This is a genomic window from Labrys wisconsinensis (assembly GCF_030814995.1).
Lineage (GTDB): Bacteria > Pseudomonadota > Alphaproteobacteria > Rhizobiales > Labraceae > Labrys > Labrys wisconsinensis.
Window position 1 is genome coordinate 146,716 of sequence record NZ_JAUSVX010000011.1, and the last position, 15,798, is coordinate 162,513.

At 67.9% G+C, this 15,798-nt stretch carries 13 protein-coding genes; 5 read left to right on the top strand and 8 right to left on the bottom strand.

Annotation, left to right across the window (positions count from 1 at the left end):
• Positions 1-2: 2 nt before the first annotated feature.
• From QO011_RS25920 to QO011_RS25935, 4 genes are read right to left on the bottom strand one after another with little or no spacing between them, the layout of a single operon-like run.
• On the bottom strand, positions 3-743 hold the full coding sequence (locus QO011_RS25920; protein ID WP_370882006.1) for an SDR family NAD(P)-dependent oxidoreductase: 741 nt from the start codon (positions 741-743) through the stop codon (positions 3-5).
• Positions 743-1,588: an ABC transporter permease gene (locus QO011_RS25925; protein WP_307278582.1), complete on the bottom strand. Its 846-nt coding sequence runs from the start codon at positions 1,586-1,588 to the stop codon at positions 743-745. The genes QO011_RS25920 and QO011_RS25925 overlap by 1 nt, the downstream gene beginning before the upstream one ends.
• A gap of 3 nt (positions 1,589-1,591) precedes the next feature.
• Complete coding sequence (locus tag QO011_RS25930) at positions 1,592-2,479, bottom strand: ABC transporter permease (protein ID WP_307278585.1); 888 nt, start codon at positions 2,477-2,479, stop codon at positions 1,592-1,594.
• 51 nt (positions 2,480-2,530) lie between these two features.
• A complete protein-coding gene (locus QO011_RS25935) occupies positions 2,531-3,607 on the bottom strand; it encodes an ABC transporter ATP-binding protein (protein WP_307278590.1) in 1,077 nt (358 codons plus the stop codon).
• A gap of 585 nt (positions 3,608-4,192) precedes the next feature.
• On the opposite strand from QO011_RS25935, the gene QO011_RS25940 reads away from it, so the two are divergent.
• Positions 4,193-5,203, top strand: coding sequence for a GntR family transcriptional regulator (locus QO011_RS25940; RefSeq protein ID WP_307278592.1), 1,011 nt, complete (start codon positions 4,193-4,195; stop codon positions 5,201-5,203).
• A gap of 67 nt (positions 5,204-5,270) precedes the next feature.
• On the opposite strand, the gene QO011_RS25945 is transcribed toward QO011_RS25940, so the two are convergent.
• Together QO011_RS25945 and QO011_RS25950 are read right to left on the bottom strand one after the other, a co-directional pair.
• The gene (locus QO011_RS25945) at positions 5,271-6,758 is read right to left on the bottom strand and encodes an APC family permease (RefSeq protein WP_307278595.1); all 1,488 of its coding nucleotides are present in this window, start codon (positions 6,756-6,758) and stop codon (positions 5,271-5,273) included.
• Positions 6,758-8,071 (bottom strand): aspartate aminotransferase family protein, encoded by a 1,314-nt coding sequence (locus QO011_RS25950; protein WP_307278598.1) that lies wholly within the window; start codon positions 8,069-8,071, stop codon positions 6,758-6,760. The genes QO011_RS25945 and QO011_RS25950 overlap by 1 nt, the downstream gene beginning before the upstream one ends.
• Positions 8,072-8,125: 54 nt before the next feature.
• Between QO011_RS25950 and QO011_RS25955 the strand changes: the two genes are divergently transcribed.
• On the top strand, positions 8,126-9,067 hold the full coding sequence (locus QO011_RS25955) for a LysR family transcriptional regulator (RefSeq protein ID WP_307278600.1): 942 nt from the start codon (positions 8,126-8,128) through the stop codon (positions 9,065-9,067).
• Between the two features lie 108 nt (positions 9,068-9,175).
• On the opposite strand, the gene QO011_RS25960 is transcribed toward QO011_RS25955, so the two are convergent.
• Both QO011_RS25960 and QO011_RS25965 read right to left on the bottom strand, forming a co-directional pair.
• Positions 9,176-10,393, bottom strand: coding sequence for a pyridoxal phosphate-dependent aminotransferase (locus QO011_RS25960; RefSeq protein WP_307278601.1), 1,218 nt, complete (start codon positions 10,391-10,393; stop codon positions 9,176-9,178).
• 178 nt (positions 10,394-10,571) lie between these two features.
• Positions 10,572-11,471, bottom strand: coding sequence for a LysR substrate-binding domain-containing protein (locus tag QO011_RS25965; RefSeq protein ID WP_307278603.1), 900 nt, complete (start codon positions 11,469-11,471; stop codon positions 10,572-10,574).
• 155 nt (positions 11,472-11,626) lie between these two features.
• Between QO011_RS25965 and QO011_RS25970 the strand changes: the two genes are divergently transcribed.
• The 3 genes from QO011_RS25970 to QO011_RS25980 all read left to right on the top strand — a co-directional run bounded on the left by QO011_RS25970 (position 11,627) and on the right by QO011_RS25980 (position 15,798).
• A complete protein-coding gene (locus tag QO011_RS25970) occupies positions 11,627-13,183 on the top strand; it encodes an alkaline phosphatase family protein (RefSeq protein WP_307278606.1) in 1,557 nt (518 codons plus the stop codon).
• 69 nt (positions 13,184-13,252) lie between these two features.
• Positions 13,253-14,488, top strand: a complete 1,236-nt coding sequence (locus QO011_RS25975; RefSeq protein ID WP_307278611.1) for an extracellular solute-binding protein — start codon at positions 13,253-13,255, stop codon at positions 14,486-14,488.
• A gap of 56 nt (positions 14,489-14,544) precedes the next feature.
• Entirely contained in the window at positions 14,545-15,798 is a 1,254-nt protein-coding gene (locus QO011_RS25980; RefSeq protein WP_307278613.1) for an NAD(P)/FAD-dependent oxidoreductase, read from the top strand.

Sequence of the window (15,798 nt, forward strand, 5' to 3'; positions counted from 1 at the left end):
ACTCACAGCATCACGTCGCCGGAATTCGGCCCGAGCGTCTGCCCGACGAACAGGCTGGCGGCGGGCGAGGCGAGGAAGGCGACCGTGGCCGCCACCTCCTCCGGCTCGCCGAAGCGGCCGAGCGGCAGCTCCTTCGCTTTGCGGCTGCGCCAGTCCTCCGAGAGGGCCAGCACCAGCGGCGTGTTGATCGGGCCCGGAGCGACCGCATTGACGCGCACGCCGCGGCTCGACACCTCGCGGGCCAGCGACTTGGTCATGCCGATGATCGCAGCCTTGGCGCCGGAATAATGGGCGAGCTCGATGCCGCCGATCTGGCCGAGCTGCGAGGCGATGTTGACGATGACGCCATGGCCCGCCGCGAGCATCGCCGGCAGCACCGCCCGCATCATCAGGAAGGCGCCGCGGACATGCACGGCGAACATCCGGTCGAAATCCGCCGGCTCGAGATGCTCGAACAGGCACTGGTGCACATGGCCGGCATTGTTGACGAGCAGGCCCACCGGGCCGAGGCCGGCCCGCGCCGCCGCGACGATCGCCGCGACATCATCTTCCCTGGAGACATCGCCGGCGGCGGCGAGCGCCCGGCCGCCGTTGGCCGCGATGGCGTCGGCGACGGCCTGCGCCCGCTCCAGGGTGAGGTCGTTGACCAGCACGGCGTAACCGTCGGCGGCCAGGCGCTGCGCCACGGCCTTGCCGATCCCGGAGCCCGCGCCGGTGACGATTGCGACAGTGTCGGCGGACATCATGCCTCCTCCTGGATGGCGATGCGCCTGCTGCGCCGGACGGACAGGCCCATCAGGATGGCGTAGACGCCGAGCAGGGCGAAGGAGAACAGGGTGGTGAGCACGCCGAAGGCGAAGACGTTCGGGTGGATCTCCACCGAGAACGTGCCGTAGATCGCCAGCGGCAGGGTGAGGTCCCGCCCCGAGGCGAAGAGGGTGCGCGAGAACTCGTCATAGCTGAGGGTGAAGGCGAACAGCATCGCCGAGAGCACGCCCGGGAAGATCAGCGGGAAGGTCACCTTGCGAAAGGTGCGCGCCGGCGACACGCCGAGCGACCAGGAGGCCTCCTCGACGCTCTGGTCGAAGCGGTTGAAGATCGCCAGCATCACCAGGAAGGCGAAGGGATAGGTGTAGACCACGTGCAGGACGAAGGCCGTGCCCCACCAGTGCCGGTCGATGCCGAGCACGTTGGCCACCAGCGCCATGCCGAGGCCGACGAGCACGCCCGGCACCATCATGCCGAGCACGATGAGGTAGAAGGCGAGGCCCGAGCCCCTGAATTTCGAGCGGAAGGCCTGGGCCGAGGTGACGCCGAGCACGGTCGAGACGACCATCGTCATCACGGCCAGCGCCAGCGAGCGCCCGAGGCTCTCGTCGATCGGCAGCGGCGCGATGCGCGAGGGCGGCGTCAGGCCGAACAGGTGCCGGTACCAGTAGGTCGACCATTCGATGATCGGGAATTGCGGGCCGCCTTCCGGTCCGGTCTGGAACGACAGGATCGCCAGGACGACGAAGGGCCCGTAGAGGAAGAGCAGGAACAGGCCGGTATAGACGGCGAGGATTGGCTTGATGCCGCGCGCCTGCATGGCTCAGAGCTCCTTCCTGAGATCGACGATGCGCAGCAGCCCCGCCACGACGGCACCCATGACGATGGTCAGGACCACGCCGACCACGGCGGCGAAGGCCCATTTCAGCGAGCCGACCTGGGTGACGATGATGTTGCCGAGCAGATTGACCTTGCGGCCCGACAGGGCGGCTGACGTGGCGAACTCGCCCAGCACCATGACCGAGACGAAGATCGAGCCGACGACCACGCCCGGCATCGACAGGGGCAGGATGATGGTGCGGAAGATGCGCCAGAACCCGGCGCCGAGGTCGCGCGCCGCCTCGATGACATTGGGATCGATGCGCCCGAGCATGAAGGCGACCGGGCCGACCATGAAGACGCAGTAGATCTGCGTCATGCCGATCACCACCGACAGGTCGGAGAACAGCAGCGCCTCGATCGGCTGGCTGATGATGCCGCCCTTGAGCAGGATCAGGTTGATGGCGCCTTCCTTGCCCAGCATCGGCCGCCAGGCCAGCACGCGGATCAGGAACGAGGTCCAGAACGGGATGACGCACAGGACCAGGAGCGAGGTCTGCAGCGTCTTGTTGCGGACGAACAGGCCGACGAACAGGGCGGTGGGGTAGCCCACCAGGATGGTCGCCGCCAGGACCGTCAGCCAGATGCGGATCGTGGTCCAGAGCGCGTCGAGATAGGTCTCGCTGCTGAAGAAGGTGACCCAGCTCTTGGTGGTGAGGATCGGCTCGATCTTGAAGGTGGTCTGGGTCCAGAACGAGACATAGACCATCATCAGGATGGGGACGAGCAGGAAGAGCACCATCCAGATCAGGCCCGGCGCCAGCAGCCAGGGCGTCCTGCCGCGGGCAGAGCGCGCCGGCTCGGCCGCTGCGGTTTCGCCGGTCGTCGTCATCCAGTCGGTCTCCGTTGCGGACCCGGGGGGTGGCGAGAGACATGGCGGCCCTCACGCGAACAGGAGCGCGCGGTCGCGCTTCCAGACGAGGCCGTAGCGCTGCTGCGGCGCATAGTCGGCGGGCGGCCGGTGGCTGAGATGGGCCTCCACCTCGACCACCTGGCCGTTGTCGAGGGCGAAGAAGGCGTTCACCGCGGCGCCGCTATATTCGGAGGCGACGAAGGCCGCCTCGACGCGCACCTCGTCGGGCGCGGGGGGAGCGGAGACCGGGCGGACCTCGATGCGGTCGTAGCGCACGGCATAGGCGGGCCCGCCGCCGGGCAGGCGCGGGCCGCCGCCGATGGCGAAGCGGCCGGCCGGCCCGACGAAGGCCTCGCCGTCGACCGCGCCGTCGAACAGGTTGTAGCAATTGAGGAAGCGCGCCACTGCGGGCGAGGCGGGGCGGTTGTAGATGGTATCGGCATCCGCCGCCTGGGCGATCCGGCCTCTGTCCAGCACCAGCACGGTGTCGCCCATGGCGAGCGCCTCGGATTCGCTGCCGGTGACATGCAGGAAGGTGACGCCGAGGCGCTCGCGGATCTGCCGCAGCTCCGTCCGCATGCGAGCCCGCAGGTTGGCGTCGAGCGCGCCGAGCGGCTCGTCGAGCAGCACGAGATGGGGCTCGGTGACCAGCGTGCGGGCGAGGGCGACCCGCTGGCGCTGGCCGCCGGAGATCTGGGCGACGCCGCGATCCTCCAGGCCGAGGAGGCCGACCAGGTCGATGATCGCGCCGACCTTGCGGCGCAGCACGGCGCGATCGGTCAGCGCGCCGGTCTCCCGGTTCTCCAGGCCATAGGCGATGTTGCCGGCGACGGAGAGGTGCGGGAACAGGGCGAAGTTCTGGAAGACGAAGCCGATGCCGCGCCGATGCGCCGGGACATGGCCGATCGGCCGGCCGTTCAACCGTACCGAGCCGCGGTCCGGCTGCTCGAAGCCGGCGATGACGCGCAGCAGCGTCGTCTTGCCCGAGCCGCTGGGCCCGAGCAGCGACACGTAGGCGTTGCCGGGGATGGTCAGGTCGATGCCGCCGAGCGCCTGCAGATCGCCGTAGGATTTCCCAATGTCGGACAGGTGGAGAACATCTGTCAAAAAGGCCTCCGGAGTGGTCGTTTGCCTGAAAGAAGGCTTGTTCTTGCGGGATTGCCGAACATTTCGACGCAAGACGTCGCCTTTCGCTCGCAACGACGTTGCGAGCGATTGGATAGTCCTTGAATCGACTGTGCTGGCTCACCCGGTCATTGCTTTTGCAGCAATGATTTTTGGGATCGTATGACAATCGATTTTTGTATGCAACAGTCTTTCTTGGGCGTCGTGCTCAAAGATTGGGCGCGCAGCAGATCTGATGGTCCTGTGGGTGCCCGGCGAGGGATTTGCTGCATTCCCGTGCGGTCTTCGGTCCCGTATTGGCATTCATGGGTGATTTTGGTCGCGATCGGTGCGGGCGTGCGCGGCGAGAATGGCGGTGGTCGTGAGTGGTGCGACCCGAGGCTGGCTCGCGATGGCGCGTGGGCTGTTGCGCGAGCGCGCCGCCGCTGGGCGATTTCCCGGGATGCCTCTCAAAAAATCAACTAAGTATGCAAAGTACAATTTATAGTGCGCCGGGACGGGCCGGGGGCAAACGCGGTAGACAGGACGATGGCGGTGACGACGCGAGCGGGGAGGGTGGTTGCCGGGATGCCAGGGTCGAAGCCGCGCCAGCCGGCACAGCGGCGCTACGAGATCGTCGAGGACGTGCTGCGCGCCAATATCCGGTCGGGGCGCCTGCCGGAAGGGCTCGTGCTGCTCGAAGGGCCGATCGCCGACATCTTCCAGACCTCGCGCGCGCCGGTCCAGCGTGCCCTGCTGCGCCTCGAGGCCGAGCAACTCGTCCGCCGATTCAAGGGGCGCGGCTATCTCGTCGGGCCGCCCGGGCGGCCCGTCGCGCCGCTGCGCACCGACATCAAGGCGCTGGGCCTCGTGCTGCCCCGGGCGATCGACGAGGCGCTGCAGAGCCGCTCGACCTGGGAGCGCATCTACGAGTCGATCGAGGCCGATGTGGCCGCCTGCGTGGTGTTCGGGCGCTACCGCATCATCGAGATCGAGCTCGCCGAGCATTTCGATGTCAGCCGCACCGTGGTGCGCGACGTGCTCGGGCGGCTGCAGGAGCGCGGGCTGGTGCGCAAGAACCAGAGCTCCCACTGGATCGCGGGCCCGCTGACGGCGAAGTCGATCAAGGACCGCTTCGCGCTGCGCCGCATCCTGGAGCCGCCGGCCCTGGTCTCGGCGGCGCCGCGCATCGACCGTTCGGGGCTGACCGCCCTGCTCGACAGCCTGTCCGAGGCGGAGCGGGCGGCGTCCGACGCCGAGCTGCCGGACCGGGAGGATCTGGAGACGCGGCTGGTCGAGACCTGCGTCATGGCCACGCCCAACGAGCGCCTGCGCGAGCTCATCCGGGACAATCTGCTGCCGGTCACCGCCTCCGAGCGCCTGCTGCGCCAGCTCGGCCTGCCGCGCGACCGCATCGCCATCGCCGAATATCGCCTGATCGTCGAGCTTCTCGCCCGTGGCGCGATCGAGGCGGCCGCGGCCATGCTCGATGCGCATCTGGAAGAGGCGATGAACCGCAACATCGCGCAGATGAAGATCGTCGCGGTGATCCCGACGCCCCGGGCGGTGGCGCCCTATCTGACGCGGGTCTCGGAGTAGAGGCGCTCCGCCGCAGATCGCCGGCTGCTCGGGCGGGGCGAGCAGCCGGCTTCCGGGGCAGGCGACGTCAGAGCAGGTCGGGCGGGCCGGCGGTTCCCGCCGACAGGCGCTTGCGCAGGACGAGGGCCCACCACAGCGTCCCGATCGCCAGGACGACCAGCGTGACGATCGCGGCCGGATGGCTCTCCTCCGGCAGCGTGAAGGTGGCGACGACGCACAGCGTCCAGGCAAGGCCGGCGAAGATGGTCGGCACCAGCCAGCGGCCGAGGCTGAACGTGCCCGCCGGCGCCTCCGGAATCCGGCCGGCACGCCAGGCCAGGAACGCGGCGAGCAGGGTCAGGAAGTAGGTGAGATAGTAGGTCAGCCCGACCATGGAATAGATCGCCGTGACGATGCCGCCGCTCGCCAGGTTGAGCAGGATGGCGATGACGGTGATCAGGAGGATGGAGGCAACCGGCGTGCCCGTCCGCTCGTGGACGCTCGCGAGGAACTGCGAGGCGGGCAGCATGTTGTCTCGCGCCAGCGCAAACGACATGCGGGTGGCCACGGCCATGTTGGCGATCAGGCAGGCGAAGATCGAGGCGAACGCCACGAAGATCATGGCATCGGCGCCGAGCGGGCCGACCTGGCGCCGGACCAGGAGAATGACCGGGTTCTCCGCTTCCTTCAGGAAATCCGCGATCGGTCCGGGTATGGCGAGCGCCAGCAGGGTGAAGAGCACGATGCCGAAGACGCTGGAGATCGCCACCGCGCGGATCATGGCCTTGGCGGCCGTCCGGCGCGGATCATGTGTCTCCTCGGCCAGGTCCGCCGCGCCCTCCCAGCCGAGAAGCACGGAGACCGGCAGCAGCGTCGCCAGGGCCACGGTCGAGAAGGTGATGGGCAGGCCGCTCACCGGCTGGGTCTCGACCAGGAGATGGATGCCCTGCGTGCTGCCGAAGAAATAGAAGAGGCCGCCGATCAGCACGGCGATCAGCACCACCGTCCCGATCAGCTCGATGACGGCGCCGAGATCGTTGATCCTCGTCGCGAGCCTGATGCCGAAGATGTTGAGGGCGCAGACGACCAGCGTCGCCGCGATGCTCAGCATCTGGATCTGGCCTTGCGTCGGCTCCGCCCAGATCTCCGGCGCGAACACCGAGCCGATCGCCGAGGCGGTTCCGGCCGTGCCGGCGATGAAGGAGATGAAAGCCACCCAGCCGGTGAACCAGCCGAAGCTCTTGCCCACCAGCCGGCTCGACCATTGATAGGCGTAGCCGGTGACGGGAATGCGGGCGGAGAGATGCGCGTAGACCGCCACGATGCAGGCGACCAGCGGAATGACCAGCAGCCAGAGCAGGATGCCGATGCCGCCGACCCGGGTGAAGGGATCGGCGAACAGGGTCACCACGCCGGTGTTGATGGACACCATCGAGAAGGCCAGGGCGAAGGACGTGAACGGTCCCATCGTCCGGTGCAGCTTCTGCTTGTAGCCGAGAGCGGCGAGATCGGCGTCGTCGGCCGACCCCGCGGCGGGCGCCGGGGAGAGCTCCAGCCGGGCATCGATCGAGGTCATCACGGACGCCCTCCCTCGATATCGCCGAGCACCTCGTCGAGCACGTCCAGGGCCTTGGCCAGGTCCTCGCGGGCGATGTCGAGCGGCGGCTTGATCTTGATCAGGTTGCCGAGGCCGGCATAGCGGCTCTCGCCGAACAGCACGCCCTTGGCGAGGCCCCGGCGGTACACCTCCTGCGCTTCGCGCCGGGCGGGCTCCTTGGTCGTCCGGTCCGTCACCAGCTCGATCGCGACCATCAGGCCGGGACAGCGGACATCGCCGATCAGCCGGCGGCGGGCCTGCATCTCCCTGAGCCGCAAGGTGGCATAGTCGCCGTGCTCCCGGGCACGGTCGCACAGCTTGTCGCTCTGGATGGCGTTGACCGTGGCCAGGGCGGCCGCCAGCGAGACCGGGAAATGGCCGAAGGTCAGCGCGTCCTCGCCTTCGTCGAACCATGTCAGCCTCTCGTCGGCCAGGATGCCTGCCAGGGGGAAGCCGCCGCCGACGCCCTTGCCGAAGGTGAGGATGTCGGGCACGACGCCGTAATAGTCCGACGCCCACATCGTCCCCAGGCGTCCGAAGCCGGACTGGATCTCGTCCCAGATCAGCAGAATGCCGTGCCGATCGCAGAGATCGCGCAGTCCGGTGTAGAAGGAGCGGGGGAATTCGTTGTGGCCGCCATTGCCCTGGATCGGCTCCATCATCACGGCCGCGACCGGGCCGTCGAGCCCCTTGCCGATCATGTCGTCGATCAGGTCGAGGCACAGGGCCGCGTCCTGCTCAGGCGTGAGGCCCTTGCGGGGACGATAGGTATCGGGACGCGGGGCGCGGGCGAAGCGCGGCTGGATCGGCAGGAACGGATTGTCGGGATGCGGCCAGCTCGCGGCGAGCGTCGCCAGCGACCTGCCGTGATAGCCGTCCTGGAGGACGATGAGGTTTTTCGCCTCCGGCCGGTTCTTGAAGGCGAGCTTCATGGCCATTTCGGTCGCCAGGCTGCCATGGAGGCAGTAGCCGACCTGGTGAAGGGCGCCCGGAGCGATCTCCCGCAGCTTGGCGGACAAGGCCAGCAGCGGAACCGAGTTGAAGTTGGGGCGCGCATGGGTGATCTGGCGGATCTGCGCGATCGCCGCCTCGATCACCCGAGGATCATTGGCGCCGAGATTGTTGGACCATGCCTGGGACGTGCAGTCGATATAGCGCCGGCCCTGGTCGTCCCAGACGTAAGACCCCAGCGCCTTCACCAGGGTCAGCTTCTCCGGTCTTTCCGCCGTGCCGACCGGATCTGACTTGCCCGGCTCCAGTCCCGGGCGACGAAGAGCAGATGTTTGCAACATGATGTTTCCCTCCGGCCGGCGCAATTGCATGGCCGGGTTGCACGGTAGGCATGCGTGCTGCATGGTGAGAAAGACGATTTTCCACCTGACTTATTTGCCCCGCTTATGAGCGCTGATCTCCGGCATTTGCGTGCCTTCGCAGCCGTTGCCGAGGAGCTGAACTTCGTTCGAGCGGCCGAGCGCCTGCATGTTTCCCAGCCGGCCTTGTCGCAGACCATCCGGCAGCTCGAAGCGATCCTGAACGTGCAGCTGTTCGACCGCGACACGCGGCAGGTCCGCCTGACGGACGCGGGAGCGTCCCTCCTGGAGGAAGCGCGCGATATCCTGAACCGCTACCAGGCCTTCGTCGACCGCTCCCGCGCCCTCGGCCGCGGACTGCGGGAGACCTTGCGGGTCGGCTATCTCATCGGCGCCGCGGTCGATCTCGTCCCGTCGGTCATTCGCGCTTTTCGAGACCAGTTTCCGAACGTCAATCTGATCCTGAAGGAATATGATTTCTCGATGCCGGAGGCGGGCATCTTCGGCGAAGTCGACGTCTCTATCCTGCGGCCGCCGATCGAAGATGGTGCGCTGCAATTCGTCACGCTGCTCGAAGAGCCTTGCGTCGCCTGCCTGCCCGCGGGGCATCCGCTGGCACGGGCTCCCACGGTCAGCGTCTTCAAGCTCCTGGACGAGCCCATCGTCGCTGCACCGGGGCACGGCGTCTGGCGGGACTATTGGCTCGCCTGCGATTTTCGTGACGGGCGGCCGCCGAACGTGGTGCACGAGGCTCCGACATTCGAGGCGGAGCTTCAGGCCGTCGCCGCCGGGCGCGGCATCAGCATCACGGCCGCGGCGGCGGGGCGCTTCTATGCAAGGCCCGGGCTGGCCTTCCCGACGATCGCGGACATGCCCCCGTGCAAGGTCTCCGTCGCCCTCCCGGCCAATCCGGTGCCGCTCGCGCTGCAATTCGCGCGAATCGCGACATCGGTCGCTGGGGCTCACAGGCCGGCATGAGCCGTGGATCGCGACGCAGGGCTGCGGGCGCCGCCTCGGTCTGCGCATCCGGCTGCCGGCGCCGGGGAGCGCGGCGGCTCATCCGTGAGCCCGACCGTCTGCCCTGGCTTAGGCCGCCTTCTCCCCGCAGAGCCTGGCGCATGCGGCGATGATGCGGTCGCAGGCCCTGACGAGATCCTCCGTCGCGGACGCATAGGAGATGCGGACATAGGCGGGGGCCAGGAAGCCCGAGCCGGGGACGACGGCAACGCCGGCTTCCTCGAGCAGATACATGGCGAAATCGGTGTCGGTCTCGATCATCCGCCCGGAGGCCGTCCGCCGGCCGATCACGCCGGCACAGCTGGGAAAGACGTAGAACGCTCCGTCCGGGATGCGGCATGTCAGCCCCGGCGCCCGGTTGAGCATCTCGACCACGAGGTCTCGGCGCGTCTCGAACTCGGCCGCGAAGCGCGGCACATGGCTCTGGTCGCCGGCGATCGCCTCGATCGCGGCATGCTGCGAGATCGAGCTGGTGTGGGACGTCGTCTGGCCCTGGATGACGTTCATGGCCTCGATCAGCTCGATCGGTCCGGCGCCATAGCCGACGCGCCAGCCGGTCATGGCATTGGTCTTGGAGACGCCGTTGACGACGAGCGTGCGCCTGAACAGGTCGGGAGCCGCGCGTGCCATGCTGACGAAGCGCGCCGGTCCGTAGACCAGCTTCTCGTAGATGTCGTCGGCGAGAACCCAGACATGCGGGTGGCGGCGCAGCACTGCCGCGAGCCCGACCAGCTCGGCCTCGCTGTAGACGGCGCCGGTGGGATTGCAGGGCGAGTTGAGCAGCAGCCACTTGGTGGCGGGTCCGATGGCCGTCTCGAGCGCCGCCGGATCGAGCTTGAAGCCGTCGGCCTCGGCGCAATCCACGATCACCGGCCGGCCGCCGGCCAGCCGCACCATGTCGGGGTAGGAAACCCAGCAGGGCGCGGGAATGACCACCTCCTCGCCGGGATCGAGGCTGGCGAAGAGCGCGTTGAAGACGATCTGCTTGGCCCCGCACCCGACCGTGATCTGGTCCAGCGTATAGCCGAGGTCGTTGTCCCGAAGCAGCTTGTCGCGAATGGCCGCCCGCAGCGGCTTGATGCCGGCCACCGGGGTGTATCGTGTCCGGCCCTCCTGAATGGCGCGAATGCCGGCACCGGCGACGTTCCCGGGAGTGTCGAAATCGGGTTCGCCGGCGCTGAGCGTGATCACGTCCCTGCCCTGCTCCCGCAGCGCCGCAGCCCTGGCGGTCATCGCCTTCGTCTCGGAGGGGCGGATCTGGCCGATGCGACGCGCAAGGATTGTCATGGCTTGTCCTGCCTCGCCCCCAGGTCCGAGCCGGCGCGGACTGAAACGCCGGGGCGCCGCCGCCGGCAGCGTTTGCGTCGGCTCGCTGCGCGTGCTCGCGCAGTTCTATGGCGCGCCGCTGGGATGGCCGCCAGTCCGAAGTTCTAACAAGCTTGACAGTTAAACTGACATGAAACCGTCACAGGGCGGGTTTGGCGTCGTCCGCTCGGCCGGCTTCCACCAGGGCTTCCAGAAAGGCGCGGTGGTGCCTGCTGCGCATCGCGATCGCCGGATAGAGCGTGTGAAACCCCGGGCCCGCCACGGTGCGGTCGGCGAATGGCGCGACCAGGCGTCCGCCGGCCATGTCGTCACGAACCAGGCAGAGCGGTCCGATCGCGATGCCGAGGCCGCTGATGGCCGCCTGAAGGGACAGGAAGAAATGCTCGTAATATGGGCCGGGCGGCGTCTCCTCGAGGGGGATGCCGCTGACTTCGAACCATTTCCGCCAGGCATCCGGTCGCGACTTGAGGTGCAGCAGGGTCTGGTGACGAAACGTGCCGGGATCCCGGCAATCCACCTCGAGGCTCGGAGACATCAGGGCCGTCGAATGGTCTTCGACGATCTTCTGACATTTGCAGTCCAATCTTTCCATGGGAACCCGTCTGAAGATGAAGTCGTAGCTTCTGTTCAGATGATCGATGCCGTCCGACGTCGACGTCTCGACGACCACCTTGACCGACGGGTTCTGGATCTGGAACTGCGAGGATTTCGGTATGAGCCACCGCATCGCGAAGGAGGGCGTCGCATTGACGGTGATCGTCGTGCTTCCGTTCCGGGAATTGAATTGGTCGCATGCGGTGGCCATGCGATCGAACGCCATTTTCAGCTCCTCGAGGAGCAGCCGGGCTCCTTCGGTCGGCTCCACCCTGCGTCCGCGCCTGAGGAAGAGGGCTTGCCCGAAATACTCTTCCAGACTTTTGATCTGCTGGCTGACGGCGCTGTGAGAGACGCCCAGCTCGGTGGCCGCCTGCGTCACGCTCGCCCGCCTGGCGGTTGCCTCGAAAGCGCGCAGCGCGTTGAGGGATGGCAGCTTCCGCATGTCAGTTTTCCTAACCAACATGTTAGGAGAACATGCTTTACTTGCAAATGCAAATGCACAATCGTCGAACAAGACGTTGAAAGATGTGCCGCGCCGAGCCTGGATGATCTTTCGAGTCGAGCCAATCTCTTCCCACGGCGAGCGAAATCAGTTGCATGAAGCCAGGCAGCCGCAAGGTCGTCGTCGTCAGTTTTGACGGCCTCCGGCCAGATCTGATCGATCGTGTCCTGACGCCGAACATCTGCCGGCTGCAGGATGTCGGTGCGACGCTCGCGCGGCACCGGACCGGCTATCCCAGTGAAACGCGCGTGGCATTTCCGAGCCTGGTGACGGGCGCGACCGCCAGCCGTCACGGCATGGTGGGCAACAAATACGTGGATCGTCTGGCGACGCCCCACCGCTATGTCGATACCGCCGATGCGGTTCTGCTCGACCGGCTGAACCGGGAGAGCGCCGGCCGCCTGATGACGACCCCGACACTGGGGGAGATCCTTGCGACGGCCGGTCGAAGCATGGCGGTGCTGGCGAGCAACACGGCCGGCACGACGCGGCTCTTTCATCACAAGGCCGAAGACTTCGGCCATATCAGGCTCTCCGGTCATTTCCGGGAAGCGTGCACCCCTGCCGACGTCCTGGCCGCAGCCGAGGCGCAGTTCGGCCGGCTGCCGCCGGTCCCGCCGCGGGGCGAACCGGACTTTGAAGCACAGGACTTCCTGACCTCCGCGTTCCTGGGCCTGATCTGGCCGCGTTTTGCGCCGGACCTGACCATCCTGTCCTTCGGCGAGCCCGACACCAGCTCTCATCTCAACGGCACCGGGGCGCCGAAGACGCGCGAGATCATCGCGTTCTGCGATCGCCAGCTCGGCCGGCTGATCGACTGGTGGGAGGGCGAAGGCCGGGATGCCGGCGTCCAGATCATGGTCATGTCGGACCATGGCCACATCACCGCCCATACCAGGGCCTCGGTCGTCGGCGATCTCGGCCGGGCCGGCTATTCGCCGGGTGTCGCGCCCGGCATCGGCGTCGACGTCGTCGTCGTGCCCGGACAGGTGGGCTCGCTCTATCTGACGGATCCGGATCCCTCGCAGGTGACCCGGCTGGTCGAGTCCATCGTGGGCCTGCCCTGGTGCGGACCGGTCTTCACCAGGCCGAGGAACGAGGTCGAAGGCATCGCCCGGGGCAGCCTGGGAATGCATCTGGTCTTCGCTGACCATGACAGGGCGCCGGATGTCTATTTCGCCTTCCGCGCCGACGACACGGTCGATCCGTTCGGTCTCATCGGCGGCACCTTCTACGACAATGACCGGCGAGCGGGCCTCGGCGTGCACGGCGGACTGCATCCGAAGGAATTGGCCACCGTCGGCGTCGTCGCCGGCTCGTCGTTCCGCGGTGCCGGGTTCGTGTCCAGCACGCCGTCCGGCATCTGCGACCTGGCGCCGACCATTCTGCGGATCCTGGGCATCGCGCCACCGGCCGGCATGACCGGGCGCGTGCTTGCCGAGATCGTCGACGACGAGTCGTCGGCCGATGCGAGCCCGGCCGTCCGGTCGGAACAGGTCACCGCCGGCCTCGGCGACTACGAGCAGGTCCTGCGGCGGGTCGCCGTCGGCCCGACGATCTATCTCGACGGCGGTTGGGCCGGCGTGAAGGCGACACGAGACCGCGGGCTGTCCGACGCGCCGGGCGCTCGCGGTGGCGGCACAGCCGCGTGAAAGGCCGGCGCAGTCTGGATTGAGGAGAGATCCATGGGGTCCCCGTCCCGCCGCGACGTCCTTGCCGCGATGCTCGCCGCGCCCGCCGCGATGTCGGCCGGGCGCGGCCACGCGCAAACGCCGATGACGCTGAAAGCTTCCTATTCCACCAGCGCATTCGACAAGCTGATGGCGCAGGCCGGTGCGCTGTATGCCCGGCGCGGCACGACGATCGTCGAGTTTCTGCGCCCGACGCCGGAGAACCACGACGCCCACCTGAAGCAGACATTGCTGCGGGCCGTCACCGGCGGCCTGCCGGACGTGTCGTTCCAGGCCAACAATCACGTCGCGCGCCTGGTGCGCAGCACGATCGCGCAGCCGCTCGACGCCTTCGCGAATTCGGATCCCGATTGGTCCGCCGTCGGGACATCGGCGGTCGGCCGGGTCGGCCGGGTCAATGGCATCGTCTATGGCATACCTTTCCAGATATCCGTGCCGATCTGCATGGTGAATCTCGATTTGGCTGCGCGCGCGGGCGTTGCTCCGGATGCCATCCCGCAGGACTGGCCGGGACTGCTGTCGCTGGCCAAGCAGATCACGGCGCTGGGCTCCAGGCTCGTCGGTGGCTTCTTCGACTTCGGCGCCGCCTGGACGTTCCAGGCGCTCGTCACGGCGCAGGGCGGGCGCATGGCGACGCCGGATGGCCGCAAGGTCGCGTTCGACGGAGCGGAAGGCCTCGCCGCGCTTCAGGTCGTTCGCGGATTTGGCGAAGCCGGCATGGTGGACATGACCCAGTCGCAGGCGCTGCAAGCCTTCGGTGCCGGCATGATCGGGGTTCTCGCCACCTCCAACAACGTGCTCGCCGGCCTGGAACAACAGGCCGGCGATCGGTTCAGGATCGGCACGGTGCCGTGGCCTCTGACCTCGCCGGAAGGGCGGGTGCCGGCAGGCGGGCGAACCGGCGTGATCTTCACCAGGGATGCTGCGCGCCAGGCTGCCGCATGGGATTTCCTGCGCTTCATGTCGAGCCCGGAGGTTCAGACCCTCGTCGTGAAGGCGACCGGCGCGATCCCCGTCGATCCCGATGCGGTCGAGGCGCCGGAGCGGCTCGGGCGGTTCTATGCGGAGCATCCCAACCATCGGGCCGGCCTGGCGCGGAGCAGGCAGCTCACCGGCTGGTACAGCTATCCCGGCGACAACACCGCGGAGATCACCGACGTCATGATCGAGCATCTGCGATCGGTCGCCGCACGGACGGTCGCTCCGGAGCCCGCCCTCGAGGCGATGCGCCGCGACGTGCAAGCGCTCCTGCCCGCAACCCTCTGAGCAGGTCGACGACCGCGCTGCGCGTCAACGGCTGGACAAGACACGAAATGGCGCAAATGACCCATGTGGCGGTGGTCGGGGCCGGCATTGTCGGTGTGACGACGGCTTATTCGCTGCTTCGGAGCGGATACGCAGTCACCCTGGTCGATCCGGAAGAGCCGGGCAGCGCCCGGGCGGCCAGCTTCGGCAATGGCGGGTGGCTCAGCCCGAGCCTGGTCATCCCCAGCGCGATGCCGGGGCTCTGGAAGATGATACCGGGCATGCTGCTGGATCCCAGGGGGCCGCTCACCGTCGATATCCGGCGGCTTCCTCGCTTGATGCCGTGGCTGACGCGGTTCATCTGGAACGGGGCGACCGAAGAGCGCGTCAGGCCGACGTCACGGGCCCTGAGCCGTCTCGTCGGCAGCTGCCCGGACAGGCACCGCCAGATCGCGTCCGAGATCGGCGCCTCGCATCTCATCGAGCCGAGCGGCCTTCTGTTCCTGTACAGAAGCCGGCAAGCCTATGCGCGGGAGGCCCTGCCGTGGGCCTTGCGGCGGGAGCTCGGTGCCAGGTGGATCGAGCTCGACGAGGGGCCCCTGCGCGAGGTCGAGCCGGGGACGCCCGATATCTACGGGTTCGGCGCGCTGGTCGAGGGCGGCCATTGTGTCGACCCCGGCAAGTTCGTCGCCGCGCTCGGCCGCTTCCTCGTCGCGAACGGGGTCGTCCATCGCCGGGGCAGAGCCCTGGGCTTCAGCTTCGACGGCGATCGTCTGACCGGTATCGAGACCGAGGGCGGAAACATTGCCTGCGACAAGGCGGTCGTCTCGGCAGGCGCCTGGTCGGGCACGCTGGCAGCCGCGCTCGGCGACAGGGTCCCGCTCGAGGCCGAGCGCGGCCACCACATCGTCATTCCCGGCCCGGCGCCGGCGCTGCGCAACCGCCTCCTGCTCACGGACCGCAAGATCACCGTGCGAAGGGTCGGGGATGCGACGAAGATCACGGGCCAGGTCGATTTCTCCGGGCTGGAGAAACCCGCCAATCCGCTGCGGTTCCAGGTCCTGCGGGATCTGGCGGCCGACGCCTTCCCGATCCTGGGCAGCGCCGGGAGCCGCGAGATGGCCACGTGGATGGGGCGTCGGCCATCGCTGCCGGACGGGTTGCCGGTCATCGGGCGCAGCACGCGCTCGCCCGACGTGGTCCATGCGTTCGGGCATGGGCATGTCGGCTTTGCCTCGGCGCCGGAAACGGCGCGGCTGGTGACGGGCATCATCACCGGCACCGCTCGCGAAAGCGACATTGCCGCCTACTCGCCGAGGCGATTCCGATAG